Below are 18,202 nucleotides of genomic sequence, written 5' to 3'. Positions count from 1 at the left end.
ATGAAAGCACTTATCACAATCATCATGGGATTAGCACTATCAGCTTGTGGCGGTGGCGGCGGTGGTGGTAACAGTACACCACCTCCACCAGCTCAAACGACCGTTGTAGAGGAAGACACTACCCAACAGGAAGAAACAACCGTAGAAGAGACTACCGTAACTGTAGAAGATGCAACCATGCAGGACCTAGTAGTACCGGATGGCTTTAGCTACAACCCAGTGACGGAAGGTACGCTCAATGTAGACATCAGTGGTTTCTCTTCTCAACGAGCGCACCTAAGCGTGTACAAAGAGTTCGTCGAGAACAGTTCAGGTAACTACGATGCAAAATACCCAAGCAAAGTCGCATCGGTTCCACTCAACAATGGTACAGCAAATGTCGACTTTAATGTTTCTGATAGCCAAGGTAGCCTACTTGTTGAAATTTGGTTCTATGACGGCAGTGACCCAATTCAGAAAGTCATTACTTCAGGAGACAACACTTGGACCATGTAACTGGGTAAATCGAAAGCTGTCTTTCAGAACAAATCTTCAATCTTTAACTTAAAAATCGCATCGTTCTTTTGAACATGCGATTTTTTTGTTGTAAAACAGTAAGATTATCCACCTAGCAAACTCAAGACAATGCAAGCACTGATTAGTACTGATGAACTCAATAGCCTTCTCGGCCAACCTAACGTCAAGCTCCTCGACGCTAGTATTGCGTTTCAAATCCCTTCTGAAGGCAAAAAGATTCAAGATAAGTGGATTCCAAATACTTTACGCTTCGATTACGACAATGACTTTTGCTTACCCGGTTCTTCCCTGCCGCATATGATGCCAACAGAAGAAGGCTTCAACCAAAGTGCGCAACAACTCTGTTTGAACAACGAAGATTTGATTGTGGTTTACGACAACTCTGGCACTTTAGCCGCGCCAAGAGCTTGGTGGATGTTCAAAGCTATGGGACATGATAATGTTCGAGTCTTAAATGGCGGTCTTCCTGCTTGGATTGAAGCCGGATTCCCTGTTGAAAGTACCCTATCGCAACCAAGCGAAAGAGGTAACTTTGCGGGTAAGCTCAACCAAAATGCCTTTTTGAGTGCACAAGATGTTCTTGCTCATTCAACCAATAAAAGTGCCAACATCATCGATGCCAGAGCCAAAGCACGATTCCTTGGTGAAGTGCCTGAGCCACGAGAAGGTCTACGTAGTGGGCACATTCCAAATTCGGTTTGCTTACCGTTTCAAGAACTCTTGACCAACGGTCACATTAAACCAAACTCAGAGTTGCAACAGATATTTAGCGCACTAACGATAGATAGTGACAATTCGATTATTTTTAGTTGCGGTTCCGGTGTAACCGCATGCATTTTATTACTCGCGGCGTATCAAATTGGTCTAGACAATCTGTCGGTGTACGACGGTTCTTGGACCGAATGGGGTGCTGACCACTCTCTACCTATCGAGCGTTAAGACAAGTGTCTGTTTAACAAAGTATCTTACGTTTATCTAAAGATGGTGTGTTCCAATAAACTAAACGCAGCTTCTAAACCAAACTTGTCGTTTCGAAATAGAAACTGGCTATGAGTGATTTGTCATCCCTCATAGCCTGACTACATCAAAAGCCGACTATTTCCGTTAGCGTTCAGATGTCGCGTTGCCGTGCATTTGCTCATCTAAGTTGAGCACGGTTAATGCGTTGCTAACGCTCGTGGCGATCACGTCTATCGCTCCAGTTCTTAATGCTCCGAGTAGAGCGAGTGGCTTGCTGTTCTCAGCTGCGATCGCAATGACTTCCGAGATCGGCCGAAACTCTTCAATACCAAGTCCAATTACTCGGTCACTCATTACCGTGTTCGCTACATTACCGTGAATATCAAAGAAGTCATAACCTGCAAAATCCCCTACCACACCTTGTTGAAGTCTCGACTGAACCACTTCATCAGGCGTAAACCAACCTAAGTCGACCATGTAACTGTTTTCGCTCATGTCACCAATACCAACCAAAGCGACATCGGCTTTACGTGCTAGGTCGAGCGTTTGTTTCACGGTTGCATTTTGCATAAAGGCCAACTTCTGTTCTCTGTTTTCTGCGTAAGCCGGCGCATAAAGTGTTTCAGAGGTTCCCCCATATTTCTTCGCCAACTGACGACAAATATGGTCGGCGTTATACATACCGCCACGCGGATGAATACCACCAATGCCACACACAAATTTACAATCACGCGGCGTAATAACACCAATATGGTGAGCGACAGACGACACGTTGCGCCCTTGTCCGACCGTCACCACCATGCCGTTTTTGAGCGTGCTAGTGAGATAATTGGACACCAATCCCGATACCTGTAGTCGTTGCGCTTCTTCATTCGGTTGATCAAGAGCAACAAGCGCGCGCTTAACGCCGAATCGTTCGATCAAACGTTGTTCGATCTTGGCGCTGAACACCGGATGATATTTAACGGTAATTTCAACAATGCCTTCATCACGCGCCTGCTTGAGCATTCGCCCAACCTTTGCGCGTGATATGGCAAATTTTCTCGATATCTCTTCCTGAGTCGCACCGTCTTGATAATACGCGACGGAAATCTCTGTCAACAAATCCGTGTTTTCAATGGAAATATCTTGATTAGAACTGCTCATGGTTTCTCTCGCCCTTTAAGAGGATCGATATTGTATGCAATAAGTGAACATATGCTCATTGACTTAGCATATGTTCTTTATCAATTTAAACGCTACATTTGCTCATCGCAATAACATTTTCTCACTACAATTTTTTACCCTCTTGGACAACGCTCAAGCTTTGAACAATAAGGGCAAACGTTTATTTGGGTTAACCACTAAACACACAGTAAAAAAACGTTGATGAAGTTCACTATAAGTCCATTTCAGCGATTGACTTTCAGCATAGATAGGATAAATATGGACACATCATTTACTCAGCTATCGATCAAATGTTCATAGCATTTGTTCGGTAACGAAATTTTCCGTAGTTGGCTGAGCAGATGTCTCATTAAATGCGATGAGACGGTTAGCTAACTCGCTTGCAAATGCACAAGCTGTGATAACAAAAATCACGCTTAAGCCCATTTAAATAGGATGATCGATTATGAGCAACAAGTTAGAGCAACTTCGTAAACTAACGACTGTAGTAGCAGACACTGGCGAGATTGATGCAATTAAAAAGTATCAGCCAGAAGACGCAACAACTAACCCTTCTCTTATCCTTAAAGCCGCTCAAATCGCAGAGTACGCACCTCTAATCGATGCTTCAATCGAATACGCTAAAGCACAGAGCAATGACAAAGCTCAACAAGTTCAAGACACTTGTGACATGCTTGCAGTAAACATCGGTAAAGAAATCCTAAAAACTATCCCAGGTCGTATCTCTACAGAAGTAGACGCTCGTCTATCTTACGATATGGAAGGCAGCGTAGCGAAAGCTCGTCAACTAGTGAAAATGTACAACGATGCTGGCATCACTAACGACCGTATCCTTATCAAACTGGCTTCAACTTGGGAAGGCATTCGCGCAGCTGAGATCCTAGAAAAAGAAGGCATCAACTGTAACCTAACGCTTCTATTCTCGTTCGCTCAAGCACGTGCTTGTGCAGAAGCGGGTGTATTCCTAATCTCGCCATTCGTTGGTCGTATCATGGACTGGTACAAAGCGAAAGAAGGCCGTGACTTCGAAGCTCAAGAAGATCCAGGCGTACTATCTGTAACTAAGATCTACAACTACTACAAAGAATACGGCTACAAAACTGTAGTTATGGGCGCAAGCTTCCGTAATATCGGTGAGATCTTAGAACTAGCTGGTTGTGACCGTCTAACTATCGCTCCTGCTCTACTTGCAGAGCTAGAAGCAGCTGAAGGTGAAGTAGTTGAGAAACTAGTTGATTCTAAAGGCGCAGCTGAGCGTCCAGCACCAATGACTCACGCTGAATTCCTATGGGAACATAACCAAGACCCAATGGCTGTTGAGAAGCTGGCTGAGGGTATCCGCAACTTCGCCGTTGACCAAGGCAAACTAGAAGCGATGATCGAAGCTAAGCTTTAATTGCTTACCAAAAGCGAGTAGCCCGTCTACTCGCTTTTACCATCAACACTATTTTCAAAAAATTCTATTTGAACTTGTTTCGGCGAGTTCCCTCTATTTAAATCAAATATCGAGAAGTAATCACTATGGATCGTAAACATCTAGCAAATGCAATCCGTGCGCTAAGCATGGATGGTGTTCAACAAGCTAACTCTGGTCACCCAGGTGCACCTATGGGTATGGCTGACATCGCTGAAGTTCTTTGGCGCTCTCATCTAAACCACAACCCATCAAACCCTGAGTGGGCAGACCGCGACCGTTTCGTGCTGTCTAACGGCCACGGCTCAATGCTGATTTACTCTCTACTGCACCTTGCAGGTTACGAGTTGTCTATCGACGATCTGAGAAACTTCCGTCAGCTTCACTCTAAAACTCCTGGTCACCCAGAGTATGGTTACGCGCCAGGTATCGAGACCACAACGGGTCCGCTAGGTCAAGGCATCACTAACGCGGTTGGTATGGCTCTAGCTGAAAAAGCGCTAGCAGCGCAATTCAACAAAGAAGGCCACGACATCGTTGACCACTTCACTTACGTGTTCATGGGCGACGGCTGTCTGATGGAAGGTATTTCGCACGAGGCATGTTCTCTTGCAGGTACTCTAGGTCTAGGCAAGCTGATCGCGTTCTGGGATGACAACGGCATCTCTATCGACGGTCACGTTGAAGGTTGGTTCTCTGACGATACACCTAAACGTTTCGAAGCTTACGGCTGGCACGTAATTCCAGCAGTAGACGGTCACGATGCTGACGCAATCAACGCAGCAATTGAAGCAGCGAAAGCGGATCCACGTCCTACACTTATCTGTACTAAGACTATCATCGGTTTTGGTTCACCAAACAAATCTGGTTCACACGATTGTCACGGTGCGCCATTAGGTGCAGAAGAAATCGCAGCAACACGCAAAGAACTAGGTTGGGAGCACGGTCCTTTTGAAATTCCGCAAGAAGTCTACGCAGAATGGTCAGCGAAAGAAACAGGCGCAGCTAAGGAAGCAGCGTGGAACGAGAAATTTGCAGCTTATGAAGCAGCGTACCCTGAGCTGGCAGCTGAATTTAAACGCCGCGTAAACGGTGAGCTTCCTGCACAGTGGGAAGAGAAAGCAAGCCAAATCATTGCTGATCTTCAAGCTAACCCAGCAAACATTGCATCACGTAAAGCGTCTCAAAATGCTCTAGAAGCATTTGGTGCTCTACTACCAGAGTTCATGGGTGGCTCTGCTGACCTAGCACCTTCTAACCTAACAATGTGGTCTGGTTCTAAGTCTCTAGAAGCAAGCGACTTCTCTGGTAACTACATCCACTACGGCGTACGTGAATTCGGTATGACAGCGATCATGAACGGTATCGCGCTACACGGTGGTTTCGTTCCTTACGGCGCAACATTCCTAATGTTCATGGAGTACGCACGTAACGCAATGCGTATGGCTGCGCTGATGAAAATTCAGAACATCCAAGTGTACACGCATGACTCTATCGGTCTTGGCGAAGATGGTCCAACTCACCAACCAGTTGAGCAAATGGCATCGCTACGCCTAACACCAAACATGAGCACATGGCGTCCATGTGACCAAGTTGAGTCCGCTGTAGCTTGGAAACTAGCGATTGAACGTAAAGATGCACCGACAGCACTTATCTTCTCTCGTCAAAACCTTGCGCAACAAGAGCGCACAGCAGAACAAGTAGCAGACATCGCGAAAGGTGCTTACATTCTGAAAGATTGCGAAGGCAAGCCAGAGCTAATCCTTATCGCAACAGGTTCTGAAGTTGAACTAGCAGTAGAAGCAGCAGCACAGCTAACTGCTGAAGGTAAGAAAGTACGCGTTGTTTCAATGCCATCAACAGACGCATTCGACAAACAAGACGCCGCTTACCGTGAAGCTGTACTGCCATCAGACGTAACAGCGCGTATCGCAATTGAAGCAGGTATTGCTGACTTCTGGTACAAGTACGTAGGCTTCGACGGTCGCATCATTGGTATGACTTCATTCGGTGAATCTGCACCAGCCGGCGAACTATTCAAAATGTTTGGTTTCACGACTGAAAACGTAGTGAACACAGCAAAAGAGCTACTCGCGTAATTGCAGTAAAAAGATAATCAGTTTTCTCTATTGCGAATGTGAAAACTGAAAAGCCCCACCAGCAATGGCGGGGCTTTCTTTTATCTGGCTCCTATTCGCATAAACGCAGCCAGGACATAAACATCACAACTTTCGTTACGACTATTTGTCTTCAAATCGAAGTGCGAGCTGATAGAAATCTTGTACTTGGTCTTTCAACTGTCGGCTATTTTGCTCAACTGAATGTGTTGCTGCCAAGTTTTGTTCTGCGGTCGAAGCGATAGAATGAATGTGCTGGTTTACATCACTAGATAGCTTTAACTGGTTATTCGCCGCTTCTGCTACATCAACCATCAGCCCACTCATGGTTTGCATCATCTGTTCAACTTCAGACAAACGTAACGCACTTTGTTCTGCTACTTGAGAACAGGCATCGGTTTGCTCTTTGTTTGCCAGAATATCTTTCTGCCAACTTTGAATCGTTGCCAACATAGTGGAGATAGAGGCTTGGATTTGTTCAGTTGCATTGGATGTTCGCCCAGAAAGCGCGCGGACCTCATCAGCTACAACAGCAAAACCACGACCTTGCTCCCCTGCTCTTGCCGCTTCAATCGCCGCGTTGAGTGCCAGTAAATTGGTTTGCTCTGCGATCCCACCAATCTCTTCCATCAAATGGTTCACCTTCTGCGCCTGATCACTCAGTTGATACGTCGTTTCCGTCGCTTTTTCAGCTTGAAGGCTTAACTTCGCTAGATTGGTGTGCGTTTGATCGATGGTCTCCTTCGCCATCAAGCATGACTTCAATGTATCATCAATCAACATATGGGCATCATTAGTACTCGAAGAAACCGAATTTGCCGACGACTCCACCTCTTGGGTAGCATCTCGCACACGATGAATATCGGTATTTTGCTGATTTAATGCAGCCGAGACTTCTGCCGTTGTTTGACTAAGCTCTTCGGCGCAATGCTGCAAAGGCAATGCGGAGTCAGTCATCCTTCCTAACACGGTTCGAATTCTTGCGGATAGCATTTTGATATGGAAATCGGCAATCGAAAATGCCGTGTTACCGGAATAGATCAAGCGACTTACGCTGTCATATTGCTTTTGTAACTTTTTAAGTTGCTGAGGTGTATCAATTAACTCTTGGCGGAATAACAGAGCCAGAACACTTGCAGGTAACGCACTTGCAAGCCAAGCCAACGGCCCTTCAACAGACAACGCATATGCGGTTGCAGGTGCGGTTAGTGCACCAAGTAGAATCGCATAGCGAATGGTTTCATTGATTTTCAACGACCAAGTTCGACCAGACTTCTCTGCAGCACGCATGCTTTTGTAGGCTTTTGTCGCAATATCAACCCACTCTCGCTTTGGTTTCACGCGCACTGATTGATACCCAACAACATGGTTGTCTTCGTAGATAGGGGTGACATAAGCATCAACCCAATAGTAACCGCCAGACTTAGTGGCATTCTTAACCATTCCACGCCAGGCTTTACCTTGTTTAAGGCGTGCCCACATATCACCGAAAGCGGCTTTAGGCATATCATTATGACGAACTATATTGTGGTTCTGACCGACAAGTTCTTCGTGAGTGTATTCAGCAACGCGGCAAAAGGCTTCATTACAATATGTAATAACACCTTGTAAGTTCGTTGTTGAGACGAGTTCCTCAGACTCCCTCACGAGAGTTTCTTGAGCTTTATGAGAAATATTGGCTGACATAGACGAAACTTCTTTAGTTTTTATTGATTTTCGGCAAGATATATACAGGATTTTTATTTTTATTACAAAAAGTTAGATAAAAAGTCTTATCAAATCGACATTTTTATTGTGGGAATTCACATTATCGATAAAAAGATAAAGAAGAGATTGTTGATTTGAGCTAATAAACAAACCCGACACGATCGGCCGGGTTATATATTAAGCCTCAATTAAGCGGTTTGTGATTCTGGCTTTTTATTCGTTTTTAACGCAAACATCGCGATAACGAGTAACACAAATGGAAGAACATACAAATTAAGATTCTGCCAACCTACGGTAGACTCAAGCCAACCAGATAGTAATGCGGTGATGGTGACACAACTGAACACGAAGAATTCATTAAACGCTTGAGCCTTGCTTCTGTTTTTCGCTTCATAACTTTGACTAAACAGCCCGGTTGCTGCGATAAACATAAAGTTCCACCCTATTCCTAACAGGATTAAAGCAAGACTAAAATGCCAGATAGACACTCCATGTATATTAATTCCAATACAAGCAACAAATAGCAATCCACCCGCCAAAATCATATTCTTAGCGCCAAACCGCTCTATCAGACGGCCCGTGACAAACGCAGGTGCAAACATACCCAACACGTGCCATTCGATCACTCCCGCCGCTTTATCAAAATCAAAGCCACAACCAATCATCGCTAAAGGAGTTGCTGTCATTAAAATGTTCATCACCGCGTACGCAACCATTGCCGCGATAACTGCCAGCATGAAATTAGGTCGACGAATAATCAGTCTCAGCTTATCCGCCTTAGCGTGTAGCGCCTGCGTGTGTGCAGGTGGAAAACGAATGGTTTGTAGCACAACCAACGCGGTTATATAAAGCACGACAAGCACAGCAAATGCACTAATGTATAAGCCATCATCTGACCACTGCTGCGAGTACACGGCCAGATTAGGCCCAAGGATCGCCGCTAACACCCCACCCGCCATAGATATCGAAATCGCCCTATGCCTTGCCGACTCTTCACACACTTCAATGGCAGCAAACCTGTATAGAGTACCGAAACCTATACCAACACCAAGCAAAAACGTAGACATGCAGAACAGATAGAAGTTTTGTTGACTTAATGCATACGTCGCTAGACTAGCACCCAAAATGCCAATGACATTACCAAGGCTAAAACCAAGGCGACGCCCTAACTTGCCCATAATTAGCGACGCAGGAATTGTCGCGGCCATCAGTCCCAAAAACTGCAGTGCAACTGGTAATGTGATAAAACTTGATGACGGCGCAAGTGTTTTGCCAATAAGGGCAATAACAGATATGAGTAAAATATTCCCTGTCATTAATAAGGCTTGGCAGAGGGATAGAAGCCATACATTACGATTCAATTCCAAATTCCTTTTGGTTACAACGTATACAGATAACATATAGGAAAGCAGAAACAATAGAAAGATATGAGAGTAATTCTCAACAAAAAGAGCCAGAGGCATAGTACCTCTGGCTCTTCACTATTCACTTTTCGCTTTTAAAAAGTTTTTCTGTTGAGCTTACTTGTTGCGGCGCGCTTTTACTGCATCAGAAAGCTGACGAAGTACCGTTTCCGTATCTTCCCAACCAATACATGCATCAGTAATCGACTGACCATAAGTGGCTGCTTTGCCATCCACTAAGTCTTGGCGACCTTCAACTAAATGAGACTCGATCATCACTCCAAAAATGGCTTCTTCGCCAGCAGAGATTTGCTCGGATACATCATCAGACACTAGCATTTGACGCTTGAACTGCTTCGAGCTGTTAGCATGGCTAAAATCAATCATCACTTTTTTCGGCAGACCTGCGGTGTCCAGCTCATCTTTAATTTGAGCTACATGTGCTGCACTGTAGTTTGGTTCTTTACCGCCACGTAGAATAATATGGCAGTCTGGATTACCAGCGGTTTCTACGATCGCGGAATGACCGTATTTTGTTACTGAAAGGAAGTGATGGGAAGCGCTTGCAGAACGAATCGCGTCGCTCGCTATTTTAATATTCCCGTCTGTACCGTTTTTGAAACCTACAGGACAAGAAAGACCAGAAGCTAGCTCGCGGTGAACCTGAGATTCTGTCGTACGAGCACCGATAGCGCCCCAACTGATCAAATCCGCCACGTACTGAGGTGTGATCATATCTAAGAATTCACTTGCCGTTGGCAAGCCCATATCGGTTAGATCAAGAAGAAGTTTACGTCCGATACGTAGACCATCATTTAGCTTATAGGTGTCATTTAAGTAAGGGTCATTGATAAGGCCTTTCCAACCAACGGTCGTACGCGGCTTTTCAAAATAAACTCGCATAACAACCTCAAGCTGCTCGCCCAGTTCATCACGTAATACTTTTAGCTTTTTACCGTACTCAACCGCGGCAGCCGGATCGTGAATAGAACACGGGCCAACGATCACGAGTAATCGATCGTCTTTTCCTTCAAGAATATTGTGAATGGCGTTACGGCAATCAAAAGTGGTCGAAGAAGCGGTTTCAGTCGCTGGGAACTTCTCTAATACTGCAACAGGTGGCAATAATTCTTTTACTCTATTTATTCTTACATCATCAGTTTGAAACATTACTTCTACTTCCTGGTTTTATTTCCGACCCCATTTTTACCAACTGAACTCATTGCAACATTGTTCACAAAGCGAGCAGCATCAAGGGCTGTGGTCATTTTCTGTCTAGCGTTTAAGTAACTTATCGGCTTAGGCGTAGACTTGCAATCAGTTTTTGCAAATAAATGCAAATAAAAGCCACCTGTTAACTACTGCGCACAATGTAAAGTAAAGTTTACGAAAAAAAGTTCAAAATAATCATCAATTTTCTTATGCACCAAAAAATCTTTACTACAATGTAAGAAATATCAGAAGTTTGTGAGGTATTTTTGGGTAGTAAATGTTGATCAAGTTCAAATATATTGTTGCTTGATATAAAATGATTAGAATATTAAACTAATTTCTTATAAACGCTGGTTTTTTCTAATTTTTTGATAAAACGAAGTAGAAGTTAATATGCAATCAATACAAGGAAACATTATGAACAAAGTAGCAATTGCAGTAGCAGCAGTGGTAGCTGGTAGTAGCGCGCTTTTAAACTCTGCTCAAGCTGAAATGTACATCGGGGGCAAAGTGGGCATGACTACACTTGACGACGCTTGCTATCTAAATAGCCCTTGTGATGATGAAGCGTTTGGTGCAGGACTACATATCGGTTATGACTTTACCGATATCATTGGGCTAGAGTACGGCGTAGACTTCTTAGGCGACTACAAAGCTAACTCGATGTCAGGGGCTAACACGGTTAATACGATTGACGGCAATCTAACGGCTTTAACACTTGCACCTAAATTCAACTGGCACTTAAACGACTCTTGGAATCTGTTTGCTAAGATCGGTGGTGCTTACATGATGTCTGATGACGAAACAGACTTTGTCCCAACAGGTTCTTTGGGTGCTGAATACTCGATCGATAGAAACTGGAGTGTTCGCGCTGAATACCAACGTTACCAAGACATGTCTGACGACGTGTGGGACGACATGGATGCTAACTTCTTTGGTATCGGTGTTAACTACAAATTTGCAGCAGCTCCAGTTGTTGCAGCAGTTGTAACGGAAGAAGTGATCGAGCCAGATCCAGAACCAGTGATGATGAGCAAGGTGCACAAAGAAGAGTACGGTACAGGTACGTTTGAATTCGATAGTGCTAAGTTAACAGAGTCCGTTTCTGAACGTCTGGACAACTTTGTTTCATTCTTGAACGAATATCCTCAAGCTCAAGTAGAGATTACTGGTTACACGGATAGCTCAGGCCCTGCGGCATACAACCAAAAACTGTCTGAGCGTCGTGCTCAATCTGTTGCTGATTACCTAACCGCAGCTGGCATTGGTTCAGATCGTTTGACAGTTAAAGGTATGGGTGAAGAAAACCCAGTTGCTGACAACAGCACTCGCGAAGGTCGTGAGAAAAACCGTCGCGTAGAAGTTGTGGTACCTTCATTTGAATACCAAGAGCTAGTTCAACCAGAATAAGCATCTATGATTCATGATCGATGATGTGGTAAAAATTAATGGGGTGCATTTGCACCCCATTTTGATCTCATATTAAGGGATATTGCCACTATGGTTTTGGGAAAAAGATCAACTCATTATCTTGCACCATAACGCAATCCATACCAGCTGCATGCGCCGCTCGCTTCCCCAGCTCAGTATCCTCGAACACAAGACACTGTGACGCCTCCAAGTCGAGTTGTTCCGCGGCCACCAAAAAGGTATCTGGAAAGGGTTTATGGTTCTCTACATCACTCGCGGTTACTACAACATCCAACTTGTCTAATAAACCTGCATGACTTAATAAGCGCATGGCACTTTCTCGTTGGCTGCCAGTCCCGACTGCAATTTTCTTATGGCCTAAATATTCCTCTAACACGATGTTCGTGCAAGGAATAACGTCACCATGAAGCTCCATAGCAGCGAATGTTTCCATTTTAAATGTCGCGACAGTTTTAGGATCTAACGAAAGCTCATGCACACGATTTAGTTCCTCAACAATTTTAAAGCTCGGCATCCCTCCCAAACTGTGAAACCATTCCTGGCAAAACGGAAAATCAAAACGCTCAGCAGTTGCTTGCCAAGCTGCCAAGTGGGCTGGCATGGTATCGATTAGAGTACCATCCATATCAAATATGAATCCCTCATAGGGTCTAAAATCAATCGTGCTCATGTCTTTTCTTCTATTTGTGCATCTGTAATGTTAATTTATCAGCTCTTTCAATCGTCCTTACCGGCATTTACTTATCATGCTCAAAATTTCGAACTCCGTCACAATTCAAGAGTGGGAAATTCAATTATCCCCAATTAGAGCTCAAGGAAATGGTGGCCAGAACGTTAACAAGGTAGCGTCCGCTATACACCTGCGCTTTGATATCCGGCATTCAAGCTTACCTGACTTTTACAAAGAGCGATTACTTGCACTTTCTGATAGTCGTATAAGTAAAGATGGCGTGATCATCATCAAAGCGCAACAATTTCGGACACAAGAACAAAATAAGGAAGACGCCCTAAATCGGCTTCAAGCATTGATAAAAGCTGCCGCTTTACAGGAGAAGAAGCGTATTAAAACGAAACCAACCCGCGCTTCTCAACGCCGACGACTTGATACAAAAAACAAGCACGGAGCGAAAAAACAGCAACGTAAAAAAGTGCTGTATTAGTGCATGTCGTTTTCTCGACATGTTAGTTGAACAACGTTTGCTAGCCCTTGGAAATCTCATTGGATTTCTCTTTTTAGTTACTTATTCAGGAAACAACAATATGACTATTAGGCAAAAACTCTACTTCCTCGGAGTTATCGCCATTTTAGGCATCGTGGCCCTTTTGGGTACGTCATCCCATTTTGAAAATAAGAGCAATGACCTTAATCACGCCATCAAACTCGTTGGTGATCTAGAAATACGCTTACTCAACTTACGCAGAAATGAAAAAGATTTCCTACTACGTAGTAATGACAAATATCTAAATAAGTTTGACGCCAATGTTGACAAGTTTATAGACACAGAAAAAGAGCTTGCGAACATACTCAAGAGTAATGAATTACCTTCCAGTCAACAATTTAAGCAAGACTTGCTCGCATACCAAAGGGGCTTTCAGAATCTGGTCAGCGCTTACCAACGATACGGGCTTGATTCAAAGAGTGGGCTTCTCGCTGGTTACGAACAAGCACTATTAGAAGCAAAACAACGTTCAGACCACCAGCAGTTATTGGCATTAGTCCGTTTTGACTCTGCGGTAAAAGCAGGACTATTCAATAGTGACTTGCTTGAGGGGCAATATGCTCCTGAGCTTATCAAAACAGGTAAGCAATTGGCGGCCCAAAAGCAAGTTGTTGGGGTTGCTTATGACAAAGGCCTACTCGGTGAAACTCGCGCATTATCTCATGCCGTAGAAGAGCAATTTGAAACCTTTTCCACAGCCCTTAGCTCTGCTGCCGCACAACGTGATGAACAAATGTCGACCATCAAGCAGGTCATTACAGCTCTGATCTTAGTCGTTATTTTCGCATTGATTTGGCAAATTTCACGTTCAATCAATACGCGAGTGAATAGCTTACTTGGCACCATTCGAAGTATCAGCGAAACGAACAACATGGGACTTCGATCTGATTTGAAAGGTCAAGACGAGCTATTTGATATCAGTCATCACCTCAATGACCTATTGGATAAGCTTGAGCATCTAATTAGTAGTACCCAAGAAAAATCGGCGCAACTCACTGCAAGTACCGATAATATGCATCGTGAGTTAGAAGGCGTTATGGAGCAATTCCACACTCAAACTGACCACACTGCATCAATGGCGACGGCAGTTCAGCAAATGGTTGCCACAATAGGTGAAATCTCTGAAAGCACATCAGTTGCGGTAGAAGGCGTACATCAGGCAGCGAATAATGCCGAACAAGGTCGAGGAGTTGTTGAGGCGACGGTAACCAACATCGGTCAACTAACCACGATTTTATCAAACAGCCAGCAGTCGATTGGCTCGCTGAATCAGCATGTAGATAAAATTGGTGGTGCCGTGAACATCATCCAAGAAATAGCAGAGCAAACCAACCTACTAGCTCTCAACGCAGCAATTGAAGCCGCGCGAGCAGGCGAACAAGGCCGCGGGTTTGCAGTTGTCGCCGATGAAGTACGCGCCCTAGCTAGCCGAACTCATCAATCCACAGAGGAAATCACGCGGGTCGTTGCAGACATTCAAACTCAAATGTCTACAGTTGTTGCTGATATTGATCAATGTAACGATCAAGGGCAACAAACACTTAATGCTTCTGAAAAACTGGATTCTAGCCTGCAACAGATCATTACTGACATGCATTCAATTCAAGGTAATTCGGAGCGCATAGCTTCAGCAATTGAAGAACAAGGTATCGTGATGAACCAAGTTAGCGGTTCAATCACCGAGCTAAACGCAATATCTGAGAATAACATGCAATCCGCTCAGGAATGCTTGCACGAAGTGAACTCTGTCTCTGCTCAAGCTCATGATATGGATGAAGCCGTTGCACAATTCAAAACTGCGCTAAAATAACCCTTTTCAAAATAGAAAGCCCGAGGCAATCATCGCTTCGGGCTTTTTTTCAATTGTCACTTCGTGCTTACTGCGCACTTCGGATGTGATTATTCATCATCAAGAGGAACCAGCTTGGTGTTGCCGCCATGAACTTTCTCACGCTGTCTTTGCACCAGGGCGTAGAAGCCTGGGATCAAGAATGTACCTGCTAGAAGCACACACAATAGACCACCAATCAGCGACACGCCGAGTGAGTTTTGACTCACGTGCCCCGCACCAGCGGCAAAGATAAGCGGGAAGATACCCAGGATAAATGACCAAGATGTCATATTCACAGCGCGGAAACGTAACGTGCCTCCTTTAACCGCTGCACTATCGATATCAGCATCTTTTTCTTCACGCTCTTGCTTGGCGAACTCCACAATCAAAATTGCGTTTTTCGCCGCCAAGGCTATGAGCAAAACAAGACCAATTTGGGCATACAAGTTAAGCGGCGTGCCAGTTAGATTCAACGCAAGGAAGGAACCTAACGTTGCTACTGGGACCACCAAAATAATAGCCAGTGGAATACTCCAACTCTCATACTGAGCCACCATAAACAAGTAAATGAAGATCAAAGCCAGCGCAAACGCATAAATGGCTTGGTTACCCGCAAGCACTTCCTGATAAGCCATACCTGTCCATTCATACGTGTACCCTTGCGGAAGAACTTCAGCAGCAACGCGTTCCATTGCTGCAATCGCATCACCACTAGAGTAACCCGGAGCTGGTTGGCCTTGAATGATAGCACTGCGGTACATGTTGTAACGCCACGCCACATCAGGCTCAAACACTTGCTCGTAGCTCACTAGCGTACTTAACGGGACCATATCACCGTTCGAAGAACGAACATGAAAACGCTCTAGATCTTCCATGCTGCTACGGTGCTGGCTATCAGCTTGCATGGTTACGCGGAAGTTCTTACCAAACATGGTGAAGTCATTCACATAAAGCGAACCTAAGTTGCCTTGCAAGGTTTGGAAAATAGACGACAGCGAAATACCTAATTGCTGCGCTTTCTCACGATCGATATCAACGTAGTAGTGCGGAACATTCGCGCGGAACGTGCTAAACGTGTAGGCAATTTCAGGCGCTTGGTTAGCCGCTTGGATCATTTCTCCCATGACCATCGACAAGTCGGTACGACTTCGCCCTAACGTGTCTTCAAGCACAAACTCAAAACCAGACGCAGCGCCCATACCTGGAACCGCCGGTGGTCCCATCGCAAAAACAACCGCTTGAGGTAACTCTGTCGCCGCTCGCCCGTTAATACGTGCCGCGATAGCATTAGCAGAGTGCTCTCCTTGCAGCGAGTTACGAGTATCCCAGTCATGCAATTTGATAAATACAGAAGCACCGTTTGATGCTGCTGCGCCTGTCATAAACGAGTAACCGTTCGCAACCGTCACACCATCCACACCAGGCTCTTCACCGATCATTTTCATTAAATCATTGGTGACTTCTTCAGTACGTGATAAAGAGGCTGAATCTGGTAGCTGTACGTTAACCAGCAAAATGCCTTTATCTTCTTGAGGAACAAACGCTGTAGAGGTGGTTTTCGCAAAGAAAGTGACCGCTGCGATAGCAACTATAAAGAACGTCACGAGCAGTAAAGACTTCTTCACCAAGAAACCAGCGATCTGGCCATAACGCGTAGTGATGCGCTCTAAGCCTCGGTTGAAAGCCTGGAACCAGTTAGCGGTATTGCCCCCACCCTGCTTCAATACCAGAGAACAAAGTGCTGGAGACAGCGTCAATGCATTGATGGATGAAATCACAACCGAAATACAGATGGTCAAAGCGAACTGGCGATACATGATACCGGTGATACCTGGCAGCATGGCGACGGGTATGAATACCGCAAGTAGAACCAAGGTCGACGTGATGATTGGTCCCGTTACTTCTTTCATCGCTAGCAACGTCGCTTTACGCGGTGAAATGGTTGGGTCTTTCGCCATGGTAGTATCGACGTTTTCGATAACCAGAATCGCATCGTCCACCACGATACCAATCGCAAGGATCAAGCCAAACAAAGTAACCGTATTAATGGTGAAGCCCGTTGCCTGCATGATGGCAAACGTACCAATCAGAGAAACGGGGATCGCGACAACAGGAATCAACGTTGCACGCGCACTACCCAAGAACAAGTAAGTTACAGCAATCACCAATAGAATCGCTTCAATCAGTGTTTTTACTACCCCTTTGATCGATTCAGATACGAACACGGTTGTATCGTAGCTGGTCTCGTATTCCATTCCCTCTGGGAAGTTTTTGCTCAAGCCTTCAAGGAGCTCCATGACGGCCTGACCACTTTCTAACGCATTCGCATCCGATTGAAGAGACAACGTAACGATTGACGCGTCCTGGCCACGGAACTTACCGTTACCATCGTAGAACTTTTTGCCTAGTTCAACGCGAGCAACATCTTTCAGATAAACCGTAGAGCCATTGGGATTAGCTCGAAGGACTACGTTCTCAAACTCACTCACGCTTTCCAAGCGACCTTTGGTCACAAGGTTAAACTGAACTTCTTGCGGATTGTTGTATGGTGCTGCACCTACACGCCCTGCCGCAACTTGAACGTTCTGTTCAGCCAAAGCGGCGTATACGTCTGACGTGGTTAGCTTAAGGTTGGCCATTTTTTCAGGATCTAACCAAACACGCATTGCGTATTCGCCACCACCAATCACGTTAACTTCACTGATACCTTTCGCACGAGCCAACTGATCTTTTACATTCAAGTTAATGTAGTTAATCAAGAACTGATCATCGTATTTGCCATCAGGTGAATAGAAGTTAAGTACCATCAGCAAGTCAGGTGAACGCTTTTTCACCGTCACACCAACCATGCGAACTTCTTGAGGCAATTTTGACTCAATCTGTGACACGCGGTTTTGCACGTTAACTTGCGCCATATCTGGGTCGGTGCCGACATCGAACGTGACGTTTAGGCTGTAAGAGCCATCGTTCGCGCTCTTTGAAGACATGTATATCATATCCTCAACGCCGTTGACTGAGGTCTCTATGGGGTCCGCAATGGCCTGCTCGACAACTTCCGCACTCGCGCCGGTGTAGTAAGCCGAAACGCTTACTGATGGCGGGCTTATCTGTGGATACTCAGCCACTGGCAAAATCGCCAGTGAGATCGCGCCGGCTAGCGTTAATATGATCGAAATAACCAGCGCGAATTTAGGTCTCTGAATAAAGAAACGACTTAACATAGT

At 45.0% G+C, this 18,202-nt stretch carries 13 protein-coding genes; 7 read left to right on the top strand and 6 right to left on the bottom strand.

Going from position 1 to position 18,202, the window contains the following annotated elements; genetic code table 11:
• Both R7Z78_RS08495 and R7Z78_RS08490 read left to right on the top strand, forming a co-directional pair.
• Positions 1-495 (top strand): hypothetical protein, encoded by a 495-nt coding sequence (locus tag R7Z78_RS08495; RefSeq protein WP_104976219.1) that lies wholly within the window; start codon positions 1-3, stop codon positions 493-495.
• A 129-nt stretch (positions 496-624) separates the two neighbouring features.
• Positions 625-1,455: a sulfurtransferase gene (locus R7Z78_RS08490; protein ID WP_054574699.1), complete on the top strand. Its 831-nt coding sequence runs from the start codon at positions 625-627 to the stop codon at positions 1,453-1,455.
• A 165-nt stretch (positions 1,456-1,620) separates the two neighbouring features.
• On the opposite strand, the gene R7Z78_RS08485 is transcribed toward R7Z78_RS08490, so the two are convergent.
• Positions 1,621-2,622: a sugar-binding transcriptional regulator gene (locus tag R7Z78_RS08485; RefSeq protein WP_005387670.1), complete on the bottom strand. Its 1,002-nt coding sequence runs from the start codon at positions 2,620-2,622 to the stop codon at positions 1,621-1,623.
• 466 nt (positions 2,623-3,088) lie between these two features.
• Between R7Z78_RS08485 and tal the strand changes: the two genes are divergently transcribed.
• Complete coding sequence (gene tal / locus R7Z78_RS08480; protein ID WP_005373488.1) at positions 3,089-4,039, top strand: transaldolase; 951 nt, start codon at positions 3,089-3,091, stop codon at positions 4,037-4,039.
• Between the two features lie 125 nt (positions 4,040-4,164).
• Complete coding sequence (gene tkt / locus R7Z78_RS08475; protein ID WP_104976220.1) at positions 4,165-6,156, top strand: transketolase; 1,992 nt, start codon at positions 4,165-4,167, stop codon at positions 6,154-6,156.
• A 141-nt stretch (positions 6,157-6,297) separates the two neighbouring features.
• Here tkt and R7Z78_RS08470 read toward each other — a convergent pair whose 3' ends face one another.
• The 3 genes from R7Z78_RS08470 to aroG form a co-directional block, all read right to left on the bottom strand.
• Positions 6,298-7,860 carry a methyl-accepting chemotaxis protein gene (locus R7Z78_RS08470; RefSeq protein ID WP_017819900.1) on the bottom strand — a complete coding sequence of 521 codons (1,563 nt, stop codon included), beginning with the start codon at positions 7,858-7,860 and terminating at the stop codon, positions 6,298-6,300.
• A 209-nt stretch (positions 7,861-8,069) separates the two neighbouring features.
• On the bottom strand, positions 8,070-9,242 hold the full coding sequence (locus tag R7Z78_RS08465) for an MFS transporter (RefSeq protein WP_021035943.1): 1,173 nt from the start codon (positions 9,240-9,242) through the stop codon (positions 8,070-8,072).
• 159 nt (positions 9,243-9,401) lie between these two features.
• Positions 9,402-10,454 (bottom strand): 3-deoxy-7-phosphoheptulonate synthase AroG, encoded by a 1,053-nt coding sequence (aroG, locus tag R7Z78_RS08460; protein WP_017635200.1) that lies wholly within the window; start codon positions 10,452-10,454, stop codon positions 9,402-9,404.
• A 459-nt stretch (positions 10,455-10,913) separates the two neighbouring features.
• Between aroG and R7Z78_RS08455 the strand changes: the two genes are divergently transcribed.
• Positions 10,914-11,906, top strand: a complete 993-nt coding sequence (locus R7Z78_RS08455; RefSeq protein ID WP_017819897.1) for an OmpA family protein — start codon at positions 10,914-10,916, stop codon at positions 11,904-11,906.
• An 88-nt stretch (positions 11,907-11,994) separates the two neighbouring features.
• On the opposite strand, the gene R7Z78_RS08450 is transcribed toward R7Z78_RS08455, so the two are convergent.
• Positions 11,995-12,597 (bottom strand): beta-phosphoglucomutase family hydrolase, encoded by a 603-nt coding sequence (locus tag R7Z78_RS08450; RefSeq protein WP_017819896.1) that lies wholly within the window; start codon positions 12,595-12,597, stop codon positions 11,995-11,997.
• 76 nt (positions 12,598-12,673) lie between these two features.
• On the opposite strand from R7Z78_RS08450, the gene arfB reads away from it, so the two are divergent.
• Together arfB and R7Z78_RS08440 are read left to right on the top strand one after the other, a co-directional pair.
• The gene (arfB, locus tag R7Z78_RS08445; RefSeq protein WP_017635196.1) at positions 12,674-13,087 is read left to right on the top strand and encodes an alternative ribosome rescue aminoacyl-tRNA hydrolase ArfB; all 414 of its coding nucleotides are present in this window, start codon (positions 12,674-12,676) and stop codon (positions 13,085-13,087) included.
• Between the two features lie 100 nt (positions 13,088-13,187).
• Entirely contained in the window at positions 13,188-14,957 is a 1,770-nt protein-coding gene (locus R7Z78_RS08440) for a methyl-accepting chemotaxis protein (protein WP_025767924.1), read from the top strand.
• A gap of 89 nt (positions 14,958-15,046) precedes the next feature.
• On the opposite strand, the gene vmeZ is transcribed toward R7Z78_RS08440, so the two are convergent.
• Positions 15,047-18,199 carry a multidrug efflux RND transporter permease subunit VmeZ gene (vmeZ, locus tag R7Z78_RS08435; protein ID WP_064354852.1) on the bottom strand — a complete coding sequence of 1,051 codons (3,153 nt, stop codon included), beginning with the start codon at positions 18,197-18,199 and terminating at the stop codon, positions 15,047-15,049.
• Between the last annotated feature and the right edge of the window lie 3 nt (positions 18,200-18,202).

Source organism: Vibrio sp. 1167, assembly GCF_033340375.1.
GTDB classification, from domain to species: domain Bacteria; phylum Pseudomonadota; class Gammaproteobacteria; order Enterobacterales; family Vibrionaceae; genus Vibrio; species Vibrio alginolyticus.
The sequence above is the reverse complement of the archived record's forward strand: the minus strand, read 5'-3'. Positions and strand labels throughout refer to the sequence as shown.

What these genes read in the sequence shown, in the direction of transcription:
- R7Z78_RS08495 (WP_104976219.1), top strand. Translation starts at nt 1, where the DNA reads ATGAAAGCACTTATCACAATCATCATGGGATTAGCACTATCAGCTTGT.
- R7Z78_RS08490 (WP_054574699.1), top strand. Translation starts at nt 625, where the DNA reads ATGCAAGCACTGATTAGTACTGATGAACTCAATAGCCTTCTCGGCCAA.
- R7Z78_RS08485 (WP_005387670.1), bottom strand. Translation starts at nt 2,622, where the DNA reads ATGAGCAGTTCTAATCAAGATATTTCCATTGAAAACACGGATTTGTTG.
- tal (WP_005373488.1), top strand. Translation starts at nt 3,089, where the DNA reads ATGAGCAACAAGTTAGAGCAACTTCGTAAACTAACGACTGTAGTAGCA.
- tkt (WP_104976220.1), top strand. Translation starts at nt 4,165, where the DNA reads ATGGATCGTAAACATCTAGCAAATGCAATCCGTGCGCTAAGCATGGAT.
- R7Z78_RS08470 (WP_017819900.1), bottom strand. Translation starts at nt 7,860, where the DNA reads ATGTCAGCCAATATTTCTCATAAAGCTCAAGAAACTCTCGTGAGGGAG.
- aroG (WP_017635200.1), bottom strand. Translation starts at nt 10,454, where the DNA reads ATGTTTCAAACTGATGATGTAAGAATAAATAGAGTAAAAGAATTATTG.
- R7Z78_RS08455 (WP_017819897.1), top strand. Translation starts at nt 10,914, where the DNA reads ATGAACAAAGTAGCAATTGCAGTAGCAGCAGTGGTAGCTGGTAGTAGC.
- R7Z78_RS08450 (WP_017819896.1), bottom strand. Translation starts at nt 12,597, where the DNA reads ATGAGCACGATTGATTTTAGACCCTATGAGGGATTCATATTTGATATG.
- arfB (WP_017635196.1), top strand. Translation starts at nt 12,674, where the DNA reads ATGCTCAAAATTTCGAACTCCGTCACAATTCAAGAGTGGGAAATTCAA.
- R7Z78_RS08440 (WP_025767924.1), top strand. Translation starts at nt 13,188, where the DNA reads ATGACTATTAGGCAAAAACTCTACTTCCTCGGAGTTATCGCCATTTTA.
- vmeZ (WP_064354852.1), bottom strand. Translation starts at nt 18,199, where the DNA reads ATGTTAAGTCGTTTCTTTATTCAGAGACCTAAATTCGCGCTGGTTATT.